This is a genomic window from Methylobacterium nodulans ORS 2060, assembly GCF_000022085.1.
GTDB lineage: Bacteria > Pseudomonadota > Alphaproteobacteria > Rhizobiales > Beijerinckiaceae > Methylobacterium > Methylobacterium nodulans.
Genome location: NC_011892.1, coordinates 69,123 through 89,195, shown reverse-complemented (window position 1 = coordinate 89,195; position 20,073 = coordinate 69,123). Strand labels below are relative to the sequence as shown.

Sequence of the window (20,073 nt, the reverse complement as noted above, 5' to 3'; positions counted from 1 at the left end):
GCCGGACGCTTTGGGCAGCCCCAGACATTCATAGCCCAGACATCCATAGCCGGAGCATGGCCCCTCCGGCCGTATCCAGGAAAATTGAAGTTTCTTATCCAACAATAGTCCTTGGCCGAATGCTCGCCCGAGGGGAGACGAACCGTCTCATATGCCGGTCTGCTCATATGCCGGTCTGAATGTGCAAAAAGCCTCCACCCTGTTGTGTGGCATAGCTTCAAAGCAGCTCCGGCTCGTACCAGTAGCTCGTACCAGTACGTGAGCGCCACGCCCGGCATGACGCGCAAATCCTCGGCGCCGTCATTTCCATAGCCGCTGAGGACAATGCCGACGACGCGCATGCGGTAGGCCTCGGCTGCCGCGACGAAAAGAGACCGGCGGCCAGCTGGCTGAGATTGACCATTCTTCCTTTCCGCGCCCAAGCCATGTTGCCCGAGGCGGTGGATGCAGCGCGCCCGAACGGATCGCTCGGATGGCGGGGGTCATACGGAACGCGCCGTTGGGACCTGGTAAAGACGCCAGAGCTCCAGCCCGGCCAGGGCAGCCACAGTGACCCCAACCACAACATGGGTCCACATGGCATGCGTGACCGCCGCAAAGCCGAGCACCCACGGGGCGACGGCCACCCAAAGGCCGATAGCGAGATTGAGGTACTCTTCCCAGTCGTAGGACAGGCTGATAGCCATCAGCCCAACGATGGCGATCAGGCCCCCGCAGATCCATGCATTCCGCGCGGCATAGGTCCCGCTGCCGAGCTCAAGGTACCATGGCATCAGGGAGAGGATGACACCGCAGGCGACGCATAGCCCGTTCAGGAAGATGCCTCCGTTTTCGTTCTCGATGGCTCTCATTTACTCCTCCTCCGAGAACTCTCGCTCGCCTCAGGCCGTCAGATAGGCCAAAGGGAGCGAAGCCGAGCGGCAGGATGCCTGCCGCCACTTAGGCACTGAGTGTACAAGCGGTCGGGAGCGGCGCCAAGGCATCAGTTGAGACTTAGCAGAAACACTTGAGCCTGTCGGAAGCTTTCATATATAAGAAATAGTTCTGATTTATCGATAGCCTCGCATATTGGGTTGACATTGTGAAATATTTTTCCTCGATTTAAACTTGGCCTTATTTCGGAAGATCGGGGTGCTGGAGCCCCCCCGCCGCCGAAGTGGAGGCCGGTTCGGCGCAAGGGAGCGGAAAAATCAAAGACTGAAGAGCCGTGGCCGTTTCAACCGAAACGGCCACGGCTCTAGTACTACCTGGGCGCTTGGGAGGTGTTGTGCGTTTCCCTTCCGAGTCAGGCTGCCACGGGAGGTCGCGATGTCCGATGCCGACCCTCACGCTCAGGATCTCGATACGTGGCTGGCGCCCTTCCTCGCCGTAATGAGTCGCAAGACCCGCCGACGCTGGGCCCCGTTCTACCTGCGCGGTCTACTCGGGCCGGGGGGACGCGTGAGCCGGCAGCCGATTGGTCGGCGCCTGGAGCTTTCCGGAGACGATCAGCTACAGTACTTCATTGCCAGTCTGGAAGGCGGGTTCCTCTGGACTGTTGTTCTCCTGGAAGCGGCGCATGCTGGAGGGCGGCCATCAGGCCGTGCACGCTGACGAGGAGGTGGTCGCCACGGGCTTGTCACGTTGGGCTTGGTTACTTGCCTCTACTGGCGAGCCGAGCCGCAGCGGTTCGTGCAATTTCAACGACTTACCGGGCCGGGGCGGCGCCGTTTTGGGCCGCAACGGCCTATACTGGCCCAACGTGACAAGCCCCCTGGCGCAGCAGGTCAGCGGCGCGGCGCCCGGATCTCCTGGCGGATCTCCCGCAGCAGGTCCGTCGCGATCCGCACCTGATCCTCGAGGCGCACCAGCCGGTCGCGGTCGCGCTCCAGGCTCTCGACCCACCCAGACACGGAGGCGTACCGCTAATCCAATTACTTATCAGGAGAATCACCATGGGCATAGGTTAACTCTCTAATACTTCGCAGGACACCCATCCTGTCGCCGCCCAACTCCCACTTCCTAGTACCTCAACAGAAGTCAGCACGGTTGTTGCTCACTACTATCGAGCTGAAATGGGCCGCACAACCGGCTGGCGCGACCGCATCGACCGCACCACGAACTGGGCGATCACGGTTATCGCGCCATGCTGTCGGTCTCGCTCTCAAGCCCTACTGCCCATCATGGGGTGCTCCTGTTCGCCATGCTCCTTGTGATGCTGCTGGCCATCGAGGCGCGCCGCTACCGCTTCTTCGATGTCTATCGCGTTCGTCTGCGACAGCTAGGAGCCCGTCCGAGTAACGGTTTGATGCGTTGGGACTAAGAGTCCGTTGGGAAAGGGTCATTTCATAGTGATTGACGCGAGAAGCCGAGTTATAGAGGCGAAAAGCATAGCCGCCGCCGAGATGTGAAGCAGCGTATCGTAATCCAGCTTGAGACGGCGCGACACCGTGAGAGCGCCGATGCTTTGCTCAATCCGCCATCGTTTCGGCAGAAGCACAAAGCCCTTCCCAAATTGCGGCCGTACGACCACTTCCACGACACGGCTCGTGCCAGCCTGAACCGCCTCAATGAAACGGGCCTTGTACCCACCGTCCACCACGATTGTCTTGATCCAGGGACAGAGACGAACCAAGCGCTTGACGAGCGGGATCCCGCCCTCTTGATCCTGAACGTTGGCCGGAGTGATCATCACCGCAAGCAGGCGTCCGTCGCTGTCGACCGCCAGATGCCGCTTGCGCCCCAGCACTTGTTTCGCCGCATCGTACCCGCGCTCGCCTTGCGGGGCGTCACACTTCACCGCCTGGGCATCCACAATCGCCAGCGTTGGACTGGCTTCTTTCCCGGACTTCTCACGATCCCTCATCACGAGATGATGGTTGATCCGGTCCATGTGGCCGCCATCGGTGAGCAACCGCCAGTAATCGTAGCAGAGACTGGCGGGCGGCAGATCCTTTGGCATGGCATCCCAGGGAATGCCGTACCGCTGCACGTAGCGGATGCCGTTCATGATGTCCCGAATAGGATAGGTCCGGGGCCGCCCGATCCCCTCCGCGACAGGAAGCAGTGGCTCCAGGGTGAGCCACTCGTCGTTCGTCATATCACTCGGGTATCTCTGGCTGCGACGATCATAGCGCGGCCGATTTGCAGCGGTCCAGACCAAGGAGGGGCCATTCATCCATTCGAGACGAGCAGACATGCTCTATCATCCCGCATTTTCTCTTGGCCACCCTTTCCCAACGGACTCTAAGGTTGAGATCTGGGCGGATGGCTCCTGCGCCACAGGCTCAGCGCGCGGCCTGCGCCAGCTTCAGGAGGTTATGGGCGGTGCAGATCATCGCCCACTCGCCGCGGACCTGATCGAGCCCACGTAGCAGGAACTGTCGGAAGCCTCTGGCCTGCTTGATCTGCCCGAACACCGGCTCGACGACCTGCTTCCTGAGACGGTAACGGCTCCGGCGCCCAGCCCGCTTCAGGCGGACGGCCATCGCGCTCATCAGGGGCATCTTCGTCAGCCTCCGGCGACCTGCTGCATCCGCCTCGCCGTGACGGGCACGGCCCGGAGCGAGATAGGCTGTGATCCGTCGCTCCTGCAGCGCGGCCAGGTTCGCCTCGGTGGCAAAGCCGGCATCTCCGGAGACCTCCCGCGGCTTGCGCCCGAGATGGGTGCAGACGCCGTCGACGAGCGGCACGAGAGCGCGCGAGTCGGCGGGGTTCGTCACGAGCCGATGCGCGACGATCACCTGATGGGCCGCATCAACCGCAATCTGGCCGTTGTAGCCCTGCACGAACCCGTCGCGCGTGGGCAGGATGCGGCTGTCCGGGTCGGTGAAGTTGCGCTGCGCCCGGTCGGGCGGACCGCCGTCCTCGCCCCGCAAGGGCCGACCTTGCCAGCGCATGCCCGACGAGGCCCCCGGCCCGTCCTCGTCCTCCGGATCGGGCGGATCGGCAGCCTCTGCCTCCAACGCGGCCTTGGCGGCGCGGATCGTCTCCAGCCGCCGCTGCTTGTCGGCCATCCAGGCCGGTGTCTCGTCGCCACGATGGTCGGTCCCATGAGCCCGATCCTCCGCCGCGTCGGCCTCGCGCGCTTGATCCAGCCAAGCCTCGACCTCGGCGGCCAGCGTCGACTCGGCCGCCTTCATCCGGCCGTAGCTCATCGCCTTGTGGCGCGAGGCGTTGGCCTTCAGCTTGGTGCCGTCCACCGCCACGTGGGCAAAGCCGACCAGCCCGGCCGCCCGGCACAGCCGCAGCACCTGCACGAACAGGTCCGAGAGCGCCGTCAGATGCCGCTTGCGGAAGTCAGCGATGGTGCGGAAGTCGGGCCGGTTCAGGCCGGTCACGGCCATGAAGTCAACCCGCTCCTCGCAGGCGCGGGCGAGCTGACGCGACGAGTACAGACCGCGGCTGTAGCCGTAGAGGAGCAGGGCCACCATCATGCCGGGATGGTAGGGCGGGTAGCCGCGCTCCTCGGTGTAGGTGTCGAGAATGGCTGAGAGGTCGAGCGCCTCGCGCACCGTATCGCGCACGAAGTGCGCCATGTGCCCGGGCGGCACGAACTCATGCAGCGAGGGTGGCAGCAGCCAGCCCTGATCGACGTCCCAGGAGCGAAACACCTTGGCCATGAGCCGAGTGAATCATCCCAAAGCGCCGCCGTCGAGGTACTTACTCGGACGGGCTCCTAGATGCCGTAATGGGCCTGCCGCCCCGCCTCGCTACACCCTGGCGGCAGGCCCATTACGGCATCTAACCAAGCGGGCGTGCAACTCGAACAGCGTCTGACCGTCCCGCAGTGCGAGCTCGTCCAGCAGACGGCGACGCGTCGGATCGGCCAGCGCTTTGAAGAGGGGGTCAAGGTCCATTCACGCAACCTATGCTGATCGCGGGTCTCATGCAACCGACAGGCTGCCTGACCATGATGGTTCGCTTTCCCCCAACCCGAGGCCTTCGATCTGATCGAGTCCAGACCCTAGATCGGCCGCGTGTTCGCGCGCAGCCATGCCGCGATGGCGGCCTCGTCCATCTCGCCGGCCGCGATCGACAGCCATGTCGTCACCCGGTCGGACTGCGGTGCTGTCAGAACAAATCCGTTCATATGCAGAAACAGCAAGGTCACTACGAATGATGTCCGCTTGTTTCCGTCGATGAACGGATGATTGCGCGCCACACCGAAAGCATAGGCTGCCGCGAGTTCCATGATGTCGGTGCAGCCGTAAGCCTCTTTGTTCTGAGGCCGTGCCAAAGCGGAATCGAGGGCGCCCTCGTCCCGCACGCCCGAGGAACCGCCGTGCTCCGCCAGTTGCTCGTCGTGAACGGCGAGGACGACCTCTTTGATGATCCAGATCGGCATTACTTGCCAATTACTTGGCAAGCTCGCGAAGAACGTCACGGTTCTGCCGCATGATCTCGCGGGCGGCTTTCATCTGTGTCTCGAATTCCTCGTTATAGGGCGTGATCCGATAGCCGTCCGGCGTCTCGGTGAGATACACGGTATCGCCCTTGTCGAGTTTGAGACGGCTCAGCGCCTCCTTCGGCAGGATGACGCCCACCGAATTGCCGATCGCCGTCAGCTTGAGCGCAAGCATGGCAGCCCCTCCGTTCTAACTGATGTTTTAACATTAGGGGGCAGTGCGGCGGTCCACAAGCGGGTTGGAGGTTGCATCTCCAGGGGCGCAGTGCAGGGTAGCAAGGCTCTACCAGCCTGATTTGGCGGGGCGGCCAGCATGCCCGAGACCTCACACCTGCGCTTCGTCGGGCATGCCGCATCGCCGGCCGCGGAAGCCGCGCCACCGCCGAGCCTGCTGATCAATGACGACGTGCAGTACCTGCTGCGGCGGTTCGCCAGCCTGAGCGTGCGTGCCCAGGAACTGGACGATCCCGAGATGGCAGGGTGGCTCGATCGCGCAGGTCTGCTGGCCGTCGCTGCACGGCTGCGGGCTCAGGACGGGATAGATCTTGCCGTGGCGGGCCTGTCTTGCGTGCAGCGGCCGGACCGACAGGTCTTTGTCCGTCCGCTGGTCACGGCACCCTGCCTAGCTGGCTGGGGATCGAAGGGCAGCGTGACGGCCGCAACGATAGGGCTGAAGCTGGTAGCCCAGGTTAAGGCGCCGCGCCGGCCGGCGTGGTTGTCTGGCACTCCTCCCAATGGTGCCCTTCTCAGCCCGCCCGGTCCTGCCGTGGCGGGCTCTTCTCGTCTGGCCGATCCGCCTGATATGGTGCGGTCCTACCAATCGTAACCGTACTTCTTGTGATATTTGTGCCAAGCCTTCTCGCTTTTGCGGCGGGCCTTATAGAACTCTTTCTCCTGTTTCATCTCTTGCTTATAGTATTTCTTCCAAGGATCTTTTGCATACGCACATGATGTTCCTGCGGTCATCAGGAGCGGAGCAGCAAAAATGATCAGAGCGCGTTTCATTTGAGCCTCAGGTCGGCCTTGTTGAACACGAAATAGGGCACCACGCGTTCGAGGCACCGGGGTCAGGCCGGATTCAATCGTGGCCTGATCCGACGCCCTGCCGCATAGCGTCAACCGCCTCCGCGACCCTGTCCGAATCCCTGCGGGAGGCGGAGCTGGCCGAGCGCTTCGCGATCAGCCGGACGCCGATCCGCGAGGCGCTGGCGCGGCTCGAATCCCATGGGCTCGTCACGCACGAGCCGCACCGCGGCGCCACGCTCACCAAGCTCGGATACGCGCAGGTGACCGAGCTCTATGACCTGCGGGAGGTGCTCGAAGGCATGGCGGCTCGCCTCGCAGCCACCCACGCCAGCGACACCGAGATCGACGTGCTGGAAGAGATGGTCGCCCGCGACCGCACGCTGACCCACGATCCGAGAATCCTCGCGCGGACCAACCGGCTCTTCCATCGGCAGATCCACGCCTGCGCCCGCAACCGCTTCCTGCAGGGCATGCTGGAGAACATGCGCCTGTCCCTGGTCCTGCTTGCCGGCACCACCCTCGCCGAGCCGGGCCGCGCGGAGCCAGCCGTCGACGAGCACGCGGCCATCGTGGCGCGGATCCGGGTGCATGACCGCGATGGCGCGGAGGAGGCCGCCCGCGCCCATATCCGCGCCTCCTTCAAGACGCGGATCAGGATGTACCAGTCGGACTGAGCGCCGCCGGCTCACCCGCGGTCGGCTGCTCGGTCTGCTCGCGGAGCGCCGAAGCGGCCCCCCGGCCGGCGATCCAGCCGAAGGGGGCCTGTCGCAAACGCGGTGACGTTCACCAGCCGTTAGGCATACCCGCCCAGCTTGCCGCCTCCGCCCCGGAGCCGGCCATGATCCTCACCGCCCTCGCCCTCAAGCTGAAGCGCCAAGCCCATGGCGACTTCAAGGGCCGCCACTTCGAGGCCGCCCTGATCGTCCAGGCCGTCTTCTGGTCCCTGCGCTGCGCCCTGAGTTTGGGCAACGAGCTCGCTGATCCGCCGCTCGCCATTGCGATGTGCAGATCGGCTTCGTCGAGGTCGGCGATGATGTGATGGCCCGGCATGGCGGCGGCCCTCTACTCTAAGGTAACGCAGCAACGGCGACCCGGACCCGGCGAGGCGCCCGGCCGATCCTGCGGCGCCTGAGAGAGGCGCACGACCCACGGCCGGTAGTGATCGAGGTCCGAATCCAGGTCTCGTAGACGCGCGGGCCGGCGAGCAACAGGGCGATCACGCGCAGGATCGCAGCCGATCCCGCGCCGGGAGGGGCGATCGAGGGACATGCTTAGACGTGGCCGATTGGGGAGCGCGCCCGCCGCACGCGCTGCCGAACGTCGATATCCTCACCCCAAAGCCGGTGCGTCCTCGACGCGGTAGCGCAACCAGACCATGCCGCCCTCAAGCGTCTCGGTGTGCAGGTGGCGAAGCGCCTGCCCAGCACCCGGCCGCTCATCGGCGCTCCCCTCGTATCCGAAGATGCTCGGCACCCCGGCCAAGCCGTCGATGGCCGGTTGGATGAGCAGGCTGATCTCGTCGATGAGCCGTTGCTTCAGGAAGGCGCCGTTGATGCTCGCACCACCCTGCAACAGGATGGTCTCCACCCCGAAGGTCTGGCCGAGGGCGTCCATCGCGCGGCGGAGGTCGGTGCCGTCCGGACCCGCGAACAGGTAGGACACGCCGTCCTCCCGCAGTTCGGCGAGGTAGGCGTCGGACACCGCCTCCGAGAGCACGGCGACGACGTGGTCGCCGAGGACGTGATCCTGCCCGTAGTGGACCCTGCCGTGGGGGTCGATGGCCACGGCGAGGTCGCGGCCCTTGCGGTTGCCGACGAACGGCTCACGCGAGGAGACGCCAGCGCCGGCCGGTGTCCGTGCCGCGCCCTTCGCGATCTCCTGCATGGTCTTGCGCCCGACCATCCAGCCTTGGGCCCCGAAGCGAGCCGCGACCTCGTCGTAGTGCCGCCGCAGACGGTCGCCGTCCACGCCGGCCGCCGGGACCGTGAAGCGGCTGGGATGGAGGCGCCCGTCGATGGAGCTCACCATGTGGCAGATGATCTTGGGGCGCATGAGACGACAGCTTCCTTTCTCGGTCCGGTCCGCGGCGGCTGGCTCACTCGCCGCGGTACTGCGTGTCGGTGACGTGCTCCATCCAGTCGACCACCTTGCCGTCGAGCGCCTCCGCAATGGCGATGTGGCTCATGCCGGCAGTGGCCGCGGCCCCATGCCAGTGCTTCACGCCGGGCGGGATGCGCACCACGTCGCCGGGCTGGATCTCCTGGATCGGGCCGCCCCATTGCTGGACCCGGCCCGCCCCGGCGGTGACGATCAGGGTCTGCCCAAGTGGGTGGGTGTGCCACGCCGTGCGAGCCCCCGGCTCGAAGGTGACGAGGGCCCCCGACATTCGCAACGGGGGCGCCTCCCTGAGCAGCGGGTCGACGCGCACGGAACCCGTGAACTGTCCGGCGGCCCCCTTAGCAGAGGGCTGGGAGCCGCTTCGCTGGACCGTCACCGTTCCCTCCGCGGCCACAGCGGCAGCCGCGGCCACGAGAAGGAGCGACGTCGCCAACGCGGTCATGGCGCGCATGGCCGGATCTCCCTCGCGCCTCACGCCGCGTCCGGCATGCGGTCGAGGAGCTTGTCGACGGTGATGGGATAATCCCGCACCCGCACGCCCGTGGCGTTGTAGACCGCGTTCGCCACAGCAGCGCCCACCCCGCACAGGCCGAGCTCGCCCACCCCCTTGGCCTTCATCGGGGACGACATCGGATCGACCTCGTCGAGGAAGATCACCTCCTGGTGGGGGATGTCGGCATGCACCGGCACCTCGTAGCCGGCGAGGTCGTGGTTGACGAAGAAGCCGCGGCGCCTGTCGACCGAGAGTTTCTCCATCAGCGCCGCGCCGACGCCCATGGTCATCCCGCCGATGACCTGACTGCGGGCCGATTTCGGGTTGAGGATGCGCCCAGCCGCGCAGACCGCCAGCATGCGCCGCACCCGCACCTCCGCGGTGTCGACATCGACGCCCACCTCCACGAAATGGCCAGCGAAGGTCGATTGCTGCTGCTTCTTGGAGAGGTCGCCGTACTCGATGGCGTCCTCGGCGGTGAGTTCGCCCGCCCTCGCCGCCTCGCCGAGCGGCACGACGCGATTGCCCGAGCGGACCTGGCCGTCCGCGAAGACGGCGTCGGCCGAGTTGATGCCGAGCCGCTGCGCCACCGCTTCGCGCAGCTGCACACAGGCCGCATAGACCCCGGCGGTCGAGTTGTTGGCGCCCCATTGGCCGCCGGAGCCGGCCGAAGCCGGGAAGTCGGAATCGCCGAGCCGGACGACGACCGTGTCGAGCGGCACGCCCATCATCTCCGCCGCGGTCTGGGCGATGATGGTGTAGCTGCCAGTGCCGATGTCGGTCATGTCGGTCTCGACCGTCACAGTCCCGCCTGCGTCGAGCCGGACGCGCGCGCCGGACTTGCCCAGGAGATTGTTGCGGAAGCCGGCCGCCATTCCGATGCCGACAAGCCACTGCCCGTCACGAGCCTGTCCAGGAATCGGGTTGCGCTTGGCCCAGCCGAACCGCTCGGCACCGAGCCTGAGGCAGCCGACGAGGTCGCGATGGGAGAAGCGGCGCCCCGGCTGGTTCGGATCGACCTGGGTGTCGTTGCGGATGCGGAACTCCACCGGATCCAGCCCCAGCTTCTCCGCCATCTCGTCTATGGCGATTTCCAGCGCCATCATGCCCGGTGCCTCGCCGGGCGCGCGCATGGCGTTGCCCTCGGGAAGGTCGAGATGGGCGAGCCGCAGGGCAGTGAGGCGATTGGCGCCGGCGTAGAGGAGCTTGGTCTGGTCCACCGCCGTCTCGGGGCTGCCGTCCGGCAGGTTGCCCGACGTGCTCTCGTGCGCGATGGCGGTGATGGTGCCGTCCTTCGTCGCGCCGATGCGGATGCGCTGGATGGTGGCGGGTCGGTGCGTGGTGTTGTTGGGGATGAGCGGACGCGTCAGCGCCACCTTGACCGGGCGTTGCGCCGCCTTCGCGCCCAGTGCGGCGAGCACCGCATCTGCGCGCACGAAGAGCTTGCCCCCGAAACCGCCGCCGACATAGGGCGAGTCGACCCGGACGTTCTGCTTCGGGATGCCAAGGATCTTGGCGATGCTACCCTTGGCCCAGGCGATCATCTGGTTGGAGGTCCAGAGCGTGAGCTTGTCGCCCTCCCAGGCCGCGATGGTCGCATGCGGCTCCATCATGGCGTGGCTCTCGTCGGCGGTGGTGTAGGTCTCGTCGAGCGTGACGGGAGCCTGCGCGAAGGCGCCGTCGAAGTCGCCGACGCGCTCCTTGCCGCTGCTGCCGCTGCCCTCCCCGCTGTCGCCCCCGACCGGCGGCGCGGACGGCGTCTCCGCGGCCAGGTCGAAGCGGCCGACCTCCGGCGCGTAGTCGACCCGGATGAGGAACGCCGCCGCCCGGGCCTGCTCGAAGGTCTCCGCCACCACGACGGCGATCGCCTGGTGGTAATGCTGAACCTCCGGTCCCCCGAACAGGTAGGCCGCGTTCAACATGCCGCGCCCGAGCCGAGGCGTGTCGAGCGTCGTGACGACGGCGAGGACGCCGGGCGCCTGCCGGGCCTCCTCGACGTGCATCGCACGGACGCGGCCCTTGGCGATGCCAGTGCCGAGCACGTAGCCGTAGGCCTGGTTCGGCACGACGTCGTGGCGCTCGTAGGCGTAGGGCGCCGTGCCGGTGGTCTTGTACTTGCCGTCGATGCGGTCGGTAGCGCGGCCCACGACCTTGAGCTGGTCGATGGGGTTGGTGCCCGCGGGGGTGTCGAACTTCATGGCTCAGGCCCTCGCTTGCTTGAGCGCCGCGCCGAGAGTCCGCTCGGCGAGCTTCAGCTTGAACGCGTTGTCGTGGGTGGGCTTGGCTCCGTCGAGGAGCCTGGCGGCCACTGCCTTCGCCCCGCGCGGCAGGTCGGCCTCGGCGGCCTCTACCCGCCAGGGCTTGTGTGCTAAGCCGCCGAAGGCGACGCGGCCCGTGCCGTCCGGCTGCACCACGGCGGCGACCGAGACCAACGCGAAGGCATAAGAAGCGCGGTCGCGCACCTTGCGGTAGACCTGCGCCCCGCCGAGGGGCTTGGGCAGCGTCACCGCGGTGATGAGCTCGCCCGGCTTCAGGGTCGTATCGACCTCGGGCGTGTCGCCGGGCAGGCGGTGGAACTCGGCCATCGGGATCGTCCGCTCAGCGCCCTTGGCGTCGACGGTCTCGACCGTCGCGTCGAGAACCCGCATGGCGACCGCCATGTCGCTGGGGTTCGTGGCGATGCAGGCGTCACTGCCCCCGATCACCGCGAGCTGCCGGCTGACCCCGTCGAGGGCGGAGCAGCCCGAGCCCGGCTGCCGTTTGTTGCAGGGCTGGGCGGTATCGTAGAAGTACGGGCAGCGGGTCCGCTGCATCAGATTGCCGGCGGTGGTGGCCTTGTTGCGCAGCTGCCCCGAGGCGCCCGCGAGCAGCGCCCGGCTCAGCACCGCGTAATCCTTGCGCACCCGCGGGTCGGCGGCGAGGTCGGTGTTGCGCATGAGCGCGCCGATGCGCAAGCCCCCCTCCGGCGTCGGCTCGATGCGGTCGAGGGAAAGCCCGTTCACGTCGACGAGGTGGGTCGGCGTCTCGATCTGCAGCTTCATCAGGTCGAGCAGGTTCGTGCCGCCGGCGATGAACTTCGCGCCCGGCGTGCGGGCGACGGCCGCCGCGGCCTCGGCCGGCGTGCTCGGGCGCTCGTAGGTGAAGGACCTCATGCCTGCCTCCCGGCGACCTCGGTCATGGCCGCGACGATGTTGGAGTAGGCGCCACAGCGGCAGATGTTGCCGCTCATGCGCTCGCGGATCTCGGTCTCCGTCACCTCGGGGGTGGCGGTGAGGTCGGCGGTGACGTGGCTCGGGATGCCGGCCTTGATCTCGGCGAGCACTGCGACGCCCGAGCAGATCTGGCCCGGCGTGCAGTAGCCGCACTGGTAGCCGTCGTGCTTGATGAAGGCGGCCTGCATCGGATGCAGGTTCTCCGGCTGGCCGAGTCCCTCGATGGTGGTGACCTCGCTGCCCTGGTGCATGACGGCGAGCGTCAGGCAGGCATTGATGCGCCGCCCGTCGACGATCATGGTGCAGGCACCGCACTGGCCGTGGTCGCAGCCCTTCTTGGAGCCGGTCAGGTGCAGGTGCTCGCGCACGGCGTCGAGCAGGCTGGTTCGGATGTCGAGTTCGAGTTCGCGCTGCTCGCCGTTCACCGTGAACACGACCTTTGCCAGGTTGGGCCTTTCGGTGCCGGCGGGCTTGGCGCCCGCGGCCAAGGGCATGGCACCAAGGGCCGCGGTGGCGGATGCTCCGACCATCAAGTCTCTCCGGTTCAGTTCGAACGCGTTGGAACCGTCCATATCGTCCTCCGGACCGTTCGCGGCGACGGGGTCGTCATCGCCGATGGGGCGTCGCGACCCGACGAGCTGCGCGGTCGGTCTCGCCTTCCTTGACGAGGAAGCTAGAGCCCTTCGGACAACTGGATTAGGCGCTCGAATTCACTTAGGCTTATGAGCGGAGGTTATGAATGGCGCGGGAGAACCTGACGGACCTGCTCTCCTTCACCACCGTGGCCCAGGAGGGGAGCTTCACCCGCGCCGCGGCTCGTCTGGGCGTCACCCAGTCGGCCTTGAGCCACGCCATGAACGGGCTTGAGGCGCGGCTCGGGCTCCAGTTGCTGAACCGCTCCACGCGCAGCGTGTCGCCGACCGAGGCCGGCGAGCGCCTGCTGCGCATCGTGGGCCCCCAGTTCGAGCAGATCGAGGTCGAGCTCTCGGCGTTGACGGAGCTTCGGGAGACGCCGGCCGGCACCGTCCGCATCACGGCGCCCGAGCATGCGGCAGAGACGGTCCTGTGGCCGGCCCTGGAGCGGCTGCTGCCGGATTACCCGGACATCACCGTCGAGGTCGTCACCGAGCAGAGCCTGACGAACATCGTGGCCGAGCGCTTCGACGCGGGCGTGCGCATCGGCGAGCACGTCGAGAAGGACATGGTCGCGGTGCGGATCGGGCCGCCCATGCGCATCGCCGTGGTCGGCGCGCCCGCCTACTTCCAGGGCCGGCCCAAGCCCAAGCAGCCGGAGGACCTGACCGCCCAAAGGTGCATCAACCTGCGCCGTCCGACGCGCGGCGGGTTCTATCCCTGGGAGTTCGGACGAGCGGGGCGGGAGCTCGCCGTACGGGTCGAGGGCCAGCTCGTGTTCACCAGCCTGCATCTGATCCGGAACGCGGCCCTGGCCGGGCTCGGGCTGGCGTACCTGCCCGAGGACCAGGTGCAGGCGCAGGTTGCGGAGGGGCGGCTGGTGCGGGTGTTGGAGGATTGGTGCGAGCCCTTCCCCGGCTACCATCTATACTATCCGAGCCGCCGCCAGGCTGCCCCGGCCTTCACGGTTCTGGTCGAGGCATTGCGCCATCGGGGCTGACCGGGCCCGGCGTCAGCCCACCGTCTGGCCGCCGTCGACCACCATGGCGTGTCCGGTCACGAAGGCGGCCGGGGCCGAGCACAGGTAGAGGACCGCGGCGGCGATCTCCTCGGGCTTGCCCATGCGGCCGACCGGCTCCTGCGCGACCACCCGCGCCACGCCCTCGGGGGTCCCACCCGTGAAACGCTGCATCATCGGGGTGTCGATGATGCCGGGGCAGATGGCGTTCACCCGGATGTTCTCCTTCGCGTAGTCGAGGGCCGCGCACTTGGTCATCCCGATCACCCCATGCTTGGTCGCGGTGTACGCGGCCTGGCCGGCGAAGCCCTTCACCCCGGCGCCCGAGGAGGTGTTCACGATGGCGCCACCCCCGCCGCGCAGCATCAGGGGGATCTGGTGCTTCATGCACAGGAACACGCCGCGCAGGTTGACCGCGACGATGCGGTCGAAATCCTCGTCCGCGATGTCGGCGGCCGCCATGACCGGCTGCTCGACCCCGGCGTTGTTGAAGGCGAAGTCGAGCCCCCCGAACGTCTCGACCGTCCTGTCGAGCGCCGCCTTCACGTCCTCGGCCTTGCTCACGTCGCACCGGACGGCGAGGACGCGCCCGCCCGCCTCCTCGATGATGCGGGCCGCTTCGCGGCTGCCCTCCTGCGACACGTCCGCGAGCGCCACGCTCGCACCCGCCCGGGCGAAGGCCAGGGCCGTGGCGCGCCCGATGCCGCTCGTCGCGCCGGTCACGAAGGCGACCTTGCCGGCAAAGCCGTCGTTCTGGATTGTGGTCATGGGCTGTTCTCCTTCGCGGGAATCGTGGGGGTGTGGGGCTCCGAGGCGGACGCCGCCCGACAGGTCCGGACGATCCGACCGTTACTGGTGCGAGTAGAGAGGCAGGGCCTTCGCGAATGCCCTGGCGTGGAAGACCGTCGAGCCCTGCCCGCCCTCTCTGTCGTTCGTGATGTTGAAGAGGTCGTCGGTCCCGGGCTTGAGGGCCATGCTGGTGGAGCGCAGGTTGTGGCCCTCGTCGCGCCCCGGCAGCAGCACCTGCCCGATGGGGATGCCGTTGCGGTTGAACGCCAGCACGCGACCCTGGCCGTACATGGCGACGTAGAGGTTGCCGTCGGCGTCGGCGCGCATCGAGTCCGGCGCGGAGCCGGTGAAGTGGTAGGCGACCGCCGTCCCGAACGGTGTGGGAGTGGTCGCATCCGCCAGCTCGACCCGATGCAGGAGGTTCCGGCTGAACTCCGTCACCCAGAGCGTCTTGCCGTCCGGGCTCAGCGCGACGCCGTTCGCCATCGCGAGGTGCGGCAGGACGGGCGTGACCGTCTTGAGGTCCGGCGAGACGTAGTAGACGCCGCCCTGCGGATCGGTGGAGGTGCCCCGGAAGTCGGTGAAGTAGAAGCCGCCCCGGGCGTCGAACACCAGGTCGTTCGGCACGTAGCCCGCCTCCGGCGGCACGACCGTCCGCAACCCCGAGCCGTCGGGCTAGACGACGACGACGGAGCCGTGCCGGAAGCCGCCCGTCCCGGCGGCGAAGATGCGCCCGTCCTTATGAACCGCGAGACCGCCGAGCCCGAGAGTGTTCGCGGGCACGACAGTGGAGAGGCGCCTGTCCGGCGCGAGGCGGAACACGCGTCCGCTGCCCGCGTCGGTGAAGAGCAGGTTGCCGTTCCGGTCGAAGGCCGGCCCCTCCAGGGGCACACCCTCGTCGGACACCTTGAACCAGGGCTCGGCCACCACCGTCTGAAGCCCGCGCTCGGCCGGCGGGATCGGCACGGCCCCGCGCGTCTGCGCGTCGTAGGCCAGTGCGCGCGGCACCTCGCCGGGTTGCGTACGGCCCGCCGGAGCGAGGCCGGCGACGCCGGTCAGAACGATGAGCCCCAGGGCTGCCCGTCGGGCCAGCCGCCGCGGGCCGGGCGTCGCGCACATCACCTGTCCGATCATCGCTGCCGGCTCACTCGCGGGACGTGACGGCTTCGATGGTCACGGTTACCGGACCCGGACCACGGAACGCTTCGGGGATGCGGCTCAGCTTGCCTAGGCGGACGAGCCCCCGGGAGTAGCCGAAGTCCTTGTAGAAGACCGCCAGGTTTCCCCAGGGCGCATAATAGGCGAGGTCGCCGGGTTCCGGATCGAAGCCCGCCGGCGCGCCCTGGGTCGGCAGCCGCTTGGGGAGATCGCTGATCTTCTCGGTCGCGTTGTAATCCGTCAGGCTCAACGTCAGGGGCAGGAGCGCCTTGAAGGCGCGGGCCGCCTCGCCGTCCTCCAGGGTCGCGGTGACGCTCTCGCCGGCCAGCAGAATTCGAACGCTCTCCATCGCATGCCCTCTCTGGCTCGTGGGTGAGGACGGCCGCCGGTCCGGCCCGGGCTCGCCGTGGAGCCCGGCCTGAGCAGCCAGGACGACGAGCGCCGTCGTCGTGAGAAGCGTCGCCGTCCACATGCCGCGTCGCATGGGACGGCCCATCAGTGCGCGGCGAAGCCGCCGTCGACGGACAGGGCAACGCCGAGCACGAAGCTCGACGCATCGCTGCAGAGCCAGAGCACTGCGGACGCGACCTCCTCGGGCCGCCCGAGCCGCCCGATGGGCTGCTTCTTGATGATCTCCGCCATGGCCTCGGGCCGCTCCGTCACCATCGCGGCCACCATCGGCGTGTCGATGGTGCCCGGGCAGACCGCATTGACGCGGATGCCCCGTGCCGCGTTCTCAAGCGCCGCGCACTTGGTCAGCCCGATCACGCCGTGCTTCGTGCCGTGATAGGCGGCGAGGAACTCCAACCCTTTCAGGCCGCCGATCGACGAGCAGTTGACGATGGCGCCGCTGCCCTGCGCCTGCATCTGGCGCAACTCGTGCTTCATGCAGTTCCACACGCCGCGCAGGTTGACCGCCATCACGCGCTCGTAATCCTCGCTGGGCACGTCGACGATGTCGGCGGGCGGGATCTGGATACCGGCATTGTTGAAGGCTGCATCCAGCCGGCCGAACGTCTCGACCGTCCGCTCGATCATGGAGGCAACCTCGGCCTCGTTCGCGACGTCGCACCGGACGCCGAGCACCCGATGGCCCGCCGCCTTCAACCCCTCGGTGGCGGACTTCAGGGCGTCCGCGTTGGTGTCGGACAGGACGACTGCCGCGCCTGCCTCGGCGAACGCCTTGGCCGTCGCCAGCCCCATGCCCATGGCGGCACCCGTCACCAGGGCCACCTGTCCTTCGAACGAATACGTCACGCTCATCGGTTTCTTCCTTCTCAGTGAGTGATGGGTGCGAGGGCGGTCGGCATGGTCAGTGCTGCCCGCTTGCTGGGGCGACGGGGGACGCGTATTGGTCGTCGCGGGCCTTCTCCATCCACTCGACGGGGCTGCCGTTGAGCGCCTCCTGGATGGCGATGTGGCTCATCGCGATGGTCGCAGTGGCGCCGTGCCAGTGCTTCTCGCCCGGCTCGAACCAGACCACATCCCCGGGGCGGATCTCCTCGATGGGGCCGCCCTCGCGCTGGACCCAGCCGCAGCCGGCGGTGACGATGAGCGTCTGGCCGAGCGGGTGGGTGTGCCAAGCCGTGCGGGCGCCGGGCTCGAAGGTGACGAGGGCGCCGCTCGTGCGGGCCGGCTCGGACGAGCCGAACAGGGGGTCGACGCGGACCGTGCCGGTGAACCACTCCTGCGGGCCCTTGCCCGAGGGCTGCGAGCCGAGGCGCTTGATCTCCATGGTGCCGCTCCGTCCCGATGGGTGTCCCCGCCTCGCCGCGTTTGCGGGGGATGCTCGCGAGTCAAGCTAGCCCTTGGCCCCGACCCGGATTAGATGCCGGGATGCACATGGGGTTATGAGCGAGCCTTATGAATGTTGCGCGAGAGCCTGAACGACCTGTTCGCCTTCATCGCCGTCGCGCGCACGGGCAGCTTCACCCGGGCCGCTGCGCAGCTCGGGGTGTCGCAGCCGGCACTCAGCCAGACCGTCCGCGGCCTTGAGGCGCGCTTGGGGGTCCGGCTGCTCACGCGGACCACCCGGAGCGTCGCGCCGACCGAAGCCGGGGAGCGCCTCCTCAAGGCGGTGGGGCCGCGGTTCGCGGAGATCGAGGCGGGGCTCGCCATGCTGGCGGAGCTCCGGGGCAAGCCCGCCGGCACCGTCCGCATCACGGCCACCGAGCATGCTGCGAACACGGTGCTCTGGCCGACCCTGAAGCGGGTCTTGCCGGAATACCCGGACATCAAGGTGGAGATTGCCGTCGACTACGGCCTGACCGACATTGTCGCCGAGCGCTTCGACGCGGGCGTGCGCTACGGGGGCACGGTAGCCAAGGACATGACCGCGGTGCGGATCGGGCCGGACGTGCGCATGGCCGCCGTCGCCGCGCCCGCCTATTTTGCCGGTCGCTCAAAGCCGGAGCGTCCGGAGGACCTGACCATTCACGACTGCATCAACCTGCGGCTGCCAACGCGTGGCGGGCTCTATGCCTGGGAGTTCGAGAAGGACGGGCGCGAGCTCAGGGTGTGGGTCGAGGGCCAGCTCGTGTTCAACACCGTGACGCTGATCCTGCTGGCTGCGCTCGACGGGTTCGGGATCGCCTATCTCCCCGAGGACGGAGTGCAGGCCCATCTGGACACCGGGGCGCTTGTTCGGGTGCTGGAGGACTGGTGCGAGCCGTTTTCCGGCTATCACATCTACTATCCGAGCCGCCGGCAACCCGCCCAGGCTCTTGCCGTGCTGGTCGAGGCGCTGCGCTGGAAGTCTGACCGGGTGGAGCCGGCGCGGCGCGGGCAGGCTCGGGCTTGACCGGATCGAGAGGCGCCTCTGGAGCGAGCAGCGCCCGGATTTTGCAGGGGAAGCAGCCCGCGTCCTGCTGGCGAACAAGCCGTCGTGGCGGATCCGGTGGAATCCGTCGGCCAGGACGTGCAGCAGGAACCGGCGGATGAACTCGTCGGCCGACAGCGTCAGGCTCTTGATCCACTCCCGGCCCCTCGCCCCGGCCCGGACGCGGTCATCCTTCCAGCGGAATGTGACCCCGCGCTCGTCCAGCCCATAGGAGGCGAAGATCTGACCGCCTTGCCAGTTGTCGCGTAGGAACTGCCAGACGTTCTCGACTGGGTTGAGTTCCGGCGCGCAGGAGGGCAGCCGCAGCAGGCTGATGGTGTCGGGCACGACGAGGTCGTGGGAGTTGTGCCAGCCGGCTCAATTGGCGCAGCCGGCGCTCGATCGAGGGCGCGTCGGCGAGCACCCAGCGATTGATCGTGGAGTGGTCGACAGTCAGGTCGCGCTCCAGCAGCATCTCCGCGATGTCCCGGTCGCTCTGGGCGTCGTGCAGGGACCAGGAGACGGCCTGGACGATCAGCATGGCCTCGAAGTGCCGACTCGTGAAGTCGCCGCGGGCCTGGCGCTTCAGCTTGAGCGCGAGGGCGGTGAGGATCATGGGCCGCTTCCGGGATGGAGGCGGCAAGTTGGACGGGTATGCCTAACGGCTGCTGAACGTCAGCGCGTTTGCGACAGGCCCTACAGAAGTATTATTGTTCAAAGTTGTGCGCCCAATTCGGATGAGAGACGCTCGGCCGCGTCCCGTAACCGCGGCTCTAAAACGCTGGCCTGCTCAGCTGTGAGACGCGACGAAGGACCTGACAACGCGAGTGCTCCGATGAGCCGTCTTTCGGTGCCGAAGATCGGCATTGCAAGGGATGCAACATGCGGATCGGTGACACCTGACGTATAGATAGGAAGCTTTACATCGTTCTGCTTTGGCAGCATTCGGTCTCCGAAAATAGATAACACCTGCGCAATGGCCGAGTTATCCATCGGCCGCATGTCGCCCGGCCGAACATTCATGCGGAGCGGGTACGGCGAATCTGCTCGGAACAAGCAGAGCCTCTGATTTCCGCGACGAATATAAAACGACGCCGTCTCGAGTGACTCAGCGGCGAGGCGCTCCAGAACGGGGACAACGCGTTCCTCCAACGCAAAGGATTGCTGATAAACGGAGCCGATGCGAGCGGCCTCAACCCCCAGGCGATACCGTCCATCATCCAGGCGTTCAATTAGGTCGAACTTCTCAAGCGAGATGCACAGCCGCATGATGGTGCTTTTAACGAGCGATGTGCGGCGGGCGAGTTCCGATAATTCGAGTGCGTCGTCGCCCCGTCGAAAAGCAGTCAAAACCGTCAACACCCTCTCGGCCGAGGCAACGCCCTCAAGCTTGGGCCTCTTTCGAGCCTCTTTCGGCATTCG

At 67.2% G+C, this 20,073-nt stretch carries 21 protein-coding genes and 9 pseudogenes; 8 read left to right on the top strand and 22 right to left on the bottom strand.

The features are described from left to right. Positions 1-482: 482 nt before the first annotated feature. Positions 483-851 carry an SPW repeat protein gene (locus MNOD_RS36750; protein ID WP_015934035.1) on the bottom strand — a complete coding sequence of 123 codons (369 nt, stop codon included), beginning with the start codon at positions 849-851 and terminating at the stop codon, positions 483-485. Positions 852-1,308: 457 nt separating this feature from the next. On the opposite strand from MNOD_RS36750, the pseudogene MNOD_RS44720 reads away from it, so the two are divergent. Further along, a pseudogene (locus MNOD_RS44720) lies at positions 1,309-1,533 on the top strand (transposase); the annotation flags it as partial. 233 nt (positions 1,534-1,766) lie between these two features. Here the strand turns inward: MNOD_RS44720 and MNOD_RS50200 are convergent. Further along, a complete protein-coding gene (locus tag MNOD_RS50200; protein ID WP_280113511.1) occupies positions 1,767-1,892 on the bottom strand; it encodes a hypothetical protein in 126 nt (41 codons plus the stop codon). A gap of 162 nt (positions 1,893-2,054) precedes the next feature. Here MNOD_RS50200 and MNOD_RS36745 point away from each other — a divergent pair. Next, a pseudogene (locus MNOD_RS36745) lies at positions 2,055-2,263 on the top strand (DUF2270 domain-containing protein); the annotation flags it as partial. A 57-nt stretch (positions 2,264-2,320) separates the two neighbouring features. Here the strand turns inward: MNOD_RS36745 and MNOD_RS36740 are convergent. The 5 genes and pseudogenes from MNOD_RS36740 to MNOD_RS36720 all read right to left on the bottom strand — a co-directional run bounded on the left by MNOD_RS36740 (position 2,321) and on the right by MNOD_RS36720 (position 5,561). Then, positions 2,321-3,178 carry an IS5-like element ISMno12 family transposase gene (locus MNOD_RS36740; RefSeq protein WP_015927380.1) on the bottom strand — a complete coding sequence of 286 codons (858 nt, stop codon included), beginning with the start codon at positions 3,176-3,178 and terminating at the stop codon, positions 2,321-2,323. Between the two features lie 88 nt (positions 3,179-3,266). After that, positions 3,267-4,601 carry an IS1182-like element ISMno38 family transposase gene (locus tag MNOD_RS36735; protein ID WP_012631034.1) on the bottom strand — a complete coding sequence of 445 codons (1,335 nt, stop codon included), beginning with the start codon at positions 4,599-4,601 and terminating at the stop codon, positions 3,267-3,269. Positions 4,602-4,727: 126 nt separating this feature from the next. Then, positions 4,728-4,838: pseudogene (locus MNOD_RS36730) on the bottom strand (transcriptional regulator); the annotation flags it as partial. Positions 4,839-4,945: 107 nt separating this feature from the next. Further along, on the bottom strand, positions 4,946-5,326 hold the full coding sequence (locus tag MNOD_RS36725) for a type II toxin-antitoxin system death-on-curing family toxin (RefSeq protein WP_015934032.1): 381 nt from the start codon (positions 5,324-5,326) through the stop codon (positions 4,946-4,948). Positions 5,327-5,336: 10 nt separating this feature from the next. Then, a complete protein-coding gene (locus tag MNOD_RS36720) occupies positions 5,337-5,561 on the bottom strand; it encodes an AbrB/MazE/SpoVT family DNA-binding domain-containing protein (RefSeq protein WP_015934031.1) in 225 nt (74 codons plus the stop codon). A gap of 138 nt (positions 5,562-5,699) precedes the next feature. Between MNOD_RS36720 and MNOD_RS48505 the strand changes: the two genes are divergently transcribed. Then, the gene (locus tag MNOD_RS48505) at positions 5,700-6,212 is read left to right on the top strand and encodes a hypothetical protein (protein WP_015934030.1); all 513 of its coding nucleotides are present in this window, start codon (positions 5,700-5,702) and stop codon (positions 6,210-6,212) included. Here the strand turns inward: MNOD_RS48505 and MNOD_RS44710 are convergent. After that, a complete protein-coding gene (locus MNOD_RS44710; protein ID WP_015934029.1) occupies positions 6,200-6,391 on the bottom strand; it encodes a hypothetical protein in 192 nt (63 codons plus the stop codon). The two genes, MNOD_RS48505 and MNOD_RS44710, sit on opposite strands and share 13 nt — an antisense overlap. Before the next feature lie 32 nt (positions 6,392-6,423). On the opposite strand from MNOD_RS44710, the pseudogene MNOD_RS50400 reads away from it, so the two are divergent. The 3 genes and pseudogenes from MNOD_RS50400 to MNOD_RS47485 all read left to right on the top strand — a co-directional run. After that, positions 6,424-6,633: pseudogene (locus MNOD_RS50400) on the top strand (GntR family transcriptional regulator); the annotation flags it as partial. A gap of 39 nt (positions 6,634-6,672) precedes the next feature. Further along, positions 6,673-7,086: a GntR family transcriptional regulator gene (locus tag MNOD_RS36715; protein WP_244424861.1), complete on the top strand. Its 414-nt coding sequence runs from the start codon at positions 6,673-6,675 to the stop codon at positions 7,084-7,086. Between the two features lie 164 nt (positions 7,087-7,250). Further along, a pseudogene (locus tag MNOD_RS47485) lies at positions 7,251-7,373 on the top strand (IS6 family transposase); the annotation flags it as partial. 368 nt (positions 7,374-7,741) lie between these two features. On the opposite strand, the gene MNOD_RS36705 reads toward MNOD_RS47485, so the two are convergent. Genes MNOD_RS36705 through paoA form a run of 5 tightly spaced genes read right to left on the bottom strand, consistent with a single transcriptional unit; the run spans position 7,742 to position 12,765 of the window. Next, positions 7,742-8,464 (bottom strand): RibD family protein, encoded by a 723-nt coding sequence (locus MNOD_RS36705; protein WP_015934027.1) that lies wholly within the window; start codon positions 8,462-8,464, stop codon positions 7,742-7,744. A gap of 43 nt (positions 8,465-8,507) precedes the next feature. Then, complete coding sequence (locus MNOD_RS36700) at positions 8,508-8,981, bottom strand: (R)-mandelonitrile lyase (RefSeq protein ID WP_015934026.1); 474 nt, start codon at positions 8,979-8,981, stop codon at positions 8,508-8,510. 20 nt (positions 8,982-9,001) lie between these two features. After that, positions 9,002-11,221, bottom strand: coding sequence for an aldehyde oxidoreductase molybdenum-binding subunit PaoC (gene paoC, locus MNOD_RS36695; RefSeq protein ID WP_015934025.1), 2,220 nt, complete (start codon positions 11,219-11,221; stop codon positions 9,002-9,004). Positions 11,222-11,224: 3 nt separating this feature from the next. Further along, positions 11,225-12,175 carry an FAD binding domain-containing protein gene (locus tag MNOD_RS36690; RefSeq protein ID WP_015934024.1) on the bottom strand — a complete coding sequence of 317 codons (951 nt, stop codon included), beginning with the start codon at positions 12,173-12,175 and terminating at the stop codon, positions 11,225-11,227. After that, a complete protein-coding gene (paoA, locus tag MNOD_RS36685) occupies positions 12,172-12,765 on the bottom strand; it encodes an aldehyde dehydrogenase iron-sulfur subunit PaoA (RefSeq protein ID WP_043753705.1) in 594 nt (197 codons plus the stop codon). The genes MNOD_RS36690 and paoA overlap by 4 nt, the downstream gene beginning before the upstream one ends. Before the next feature lie 209 nt (positions 12,766-12,974). Here paoA and MNOD_RS36680 point away from each other — a divergent pair, with 209 nt between their 5' ends. Then, the gene (locus MNOD_RS36680) at positions 12,975-13,868 is read left to right on the top strand and encodes a LysR family transcriptional regulator (RefSeq protein ID WP_015934022.1); all 894 of its coding nucleotides are present in this window, start codon (positions 12,975-12,977) and stop codon (positions 13,866-13,868) included. A 12-nt stretch (positions 13,869-13,880) separates the two neighbouring features. Here MNOD_RS36680 and MNOD_RS36675 read toward each other — a convergent pair whose 3' ends face one another. The 5 genes and pseudogenes from MNOD_RS36675 to MNOD_RS36655 form a co-directional block, all read right to left on the bottom strand. Then, entirely contained in the window at positions 13,881-14,654 is a 774-nt protein-coding gene (locus tag MNOD_RS36675) for an SDR family oxidoreductase (protein ID WP_015934021.1), read from the bottom strand. Positions 14,655-14,735: 81 nt separating this feature from the next. Continuing rightward, a pseudogene (locus MNOD_RS36670) lies at positions 14,736-15,794 on the bottom strand (SMP-30/gluconolactonase/LRE family protein). Positions 15,795-15,819: 25 nt separating this feature from the next. Beyond that, a complete protein-coding gene (locus MNOD_RS36665; protein WP_043753493.1) occupies positions 15,820-16,317 on the bottom strand; it encodes a cyclophilin-like fold protein in 498 nt (165 codons plus the stop codon). 11 nt (positions 16,318-16,328) lie between these two features. Beyond that, positions 16,329-17,096: a glucose 1-dehydrogenase gene (locus MNOD_RS36660; protein ID WP_015934019.1), complete on the bottom strand. Its 768-nt coding sequence runs from the start codon at positions 17,094-17,096 to the stop codon at positions 16,329-16,331. A gap of 49 nt (positions 17,097-17,145) precedes the next feature. Further along, positions 17,146-17,568 carry a (R)-mandelonitrile lyase gene (locus MNOD_RS36655; protein ID WP_015934018.1) on the bottom strand — a complete coding sequence of 141 codons (423 nt, stop codon included), beginning with the start codon at positions 17,566-17,568 and terminating at the stop codon, positions 17,146-17,148. A 132-nt stretch (positions 17,569-17,700) separates the two neighbouring features. Here MNOD_RS36655 and MNOD_RS36650 point away from each other — a divergent pair, with 132 nt between their 5' ends. Continuing rightward, positions 17,701-18,633 (top strand): LysR family transcriptional regulator, encoded by a 933-nt coding sequence (locus MNOD_RS36650; RefSeq protein WP_015934017.1) that lies wholly within the window; start codon positions 17,701-17,703, stop codon positions 18,631-18,633. Here the strand turns inward: MNOD_RS36650 and MNOD_RS47480 are convergent. The 4 genes and pseudogenes from MNOD_RS47480 to MNOD_RS36640 form a co-directional block, all read right to left on the bottom strand. Then, a pseudogene (locus MNOD_RS47480) lies at positions 18,596-18,876 on the bottom strand (transposase); the annotation flags it as partial. The gene MNOD_RS36650 and the pseudogene MNOD_RS47480 overlap by 38 nt on opposite strands. A gap of 6 nt (positions 18,877-18,882) precedes the next feature. Further along, positions 18,883-19,029, bottom strand: a pseudogene (locus tag MNOD_RS48500) (transposase); the annotation flags it as partial. After that, positions 19,025-19,267, bottom strand: a pseudogene (locus tag MNOD_RS47475) (IS6 family transposase); the annotation flags it as partial. The pseudogenes MNOD_RS47475 and MNOD_RS48500, both read right to left, overlap by 5 nt. A gap of 98 nt (positions 19,268-19,365) precedes the next feature. Continuing rightward, positions 19,366-20,070 carry an IclR family transcriptional regulator gene (locus MNOD_RS36640; RefSeq protein ID WP_015934016.1) on the bottom strand — a complete coding sequence of 235 codons (705 nt, stop codon included), beginning with the start codon at positions 20,068-20,070 and terminating at the stop codon, positions 19,366-19,368. Positions 20,071-20,073 lie beyond the last annotated feature (3 nt).

Coding starts and splice junctions, on each gene's coding strand:
- MNOD_RS36750 (WP_015934035.1), bottom strand. CDS start 851: ATGAGAGCCATCGAGAACGAAAACGGAGGCATCTTCCTGAACGGGCTA.
- MNOD_RS36740 (WP_015927380.1), bottom strand. CDS start 3,178: ATGTCTGCTCGTCTCGAATGGATGAATGGCCCCTCCTTGGTCTGGACC.
- MNOD_RS36735 (WP_012631034.1), bottom strand. CDS start 4,601: ATGGCCAAGGTGTTTCGCTCCTGGGACGTCGATCAGGGCTGGCTGCTG.
- MNOD_RS36725 (WP_015934032.1), bottom strand. CDS start 5,326: ATGCCGATCTGGATCATCAAAGAGGTCGTCCTCGCCGTTCACGACGAG.
- MNOD_RS36720 (WP_015934031.1), bottom strand. CDS start 5,561: ATGCTTGCGCTCAAGCTGACGGCGATCGGCAATTCGGTGGGCGTCATC.
- MNOD_RS48505 (WP_015934030.1), top strand. CDS start 5,700: ATGCCCGAGACCTCACACCTGCGCTTCGTCGGGCATGCCGCATCGCCG.
- MNOD_RS44710 (WP_015934029.1), bottom strand. CDS start 6,391: ATGAAACGCGCTCTGATCATTTTTGCTGCTCCGCTCCTGATGACCGCA.
- MNOD_RS36705 (WP_015934027.1), bottom strand. CDS start 8,464: ATGCGCCCCAAGATCATCTGCCACATGGTGAGCTCCATCGACGGGCGC.
- MNOD_RS36700 (WP_015934026.1), bottom strand. CDS start 8,981: ATGCGCGCCATGACCGCGTTGGCGACGTCGCTCCTTCTCGTGGCCGCG.
- paoC (WP_015934025.1), bottom strand. CDS start 11,221: ATGAAGTTCGACACCCCCGCGGGCACCAACCCCATCGACCAGCTCAAG.
- MNOD_RS36690 (WP_015934024.1), bottom strand. CDS start 12,175: ATGAGGTCCTTCACCTACGAGCGCCCGAGCACGCCGGCCGAGGCCGCG.
- paoA (WP_043753705.1), bottom strand. CDS start 12,765: ATGGTCGGAGCATCCGCCACCGCGGCCCTTGGTGCCATGCCCTTGGCC.
- MNOD_RS36680 (WP_015934022.1), top strand. CDS start 12,975: ATGGCGCGGGAGAACCTGACGGACCTGCTCTCCTTCACCACCGTGGCC.
- MNOD_RS36675 (WP_015934021.1), bottom strand. CDS start 14,654: ATGACCACAATCCAGAACGACGGCTTTGCCGGCAAGGTCGCCTTCGTG.
- MNOD_RS36665 (WP_043753493.1), bottom strand. CDS start 16,317: ATGCGACGCGGCATGTGGACGGCGACGCTTCTCACGACGACGGCGCTC.
- MNOD_RS36660 (WP_015934019.1), bottom strand. CDS start 17,096: ATGAGCGTGACGTATTCGTTCGAAGGACAGGTGGCCCTGGTGACGGGT.
- MNOD_RS36655 (WP_015934018.1), bottom strand. CDS start 17,568: ATGGAGATCAAGCGCCTCGGCTCGCAGCCCTCGGGCAAGGGCCCGCAG.
- MNOD_RS36650 (WP_015934017.1), top strand. CDS start 17,701: ATGTTGCGCGAGAGCCTGAACGACCTGTTCGCCTTCATCGCCGTCGCG.
- MNOD_RS36640 (WP_015934016.1), bottom strand. CDS start 20,070: ATGCCGAAAGAGGCTCGAAAGAGGCCCAAGCTTGAGGGCGTTGCCTCG.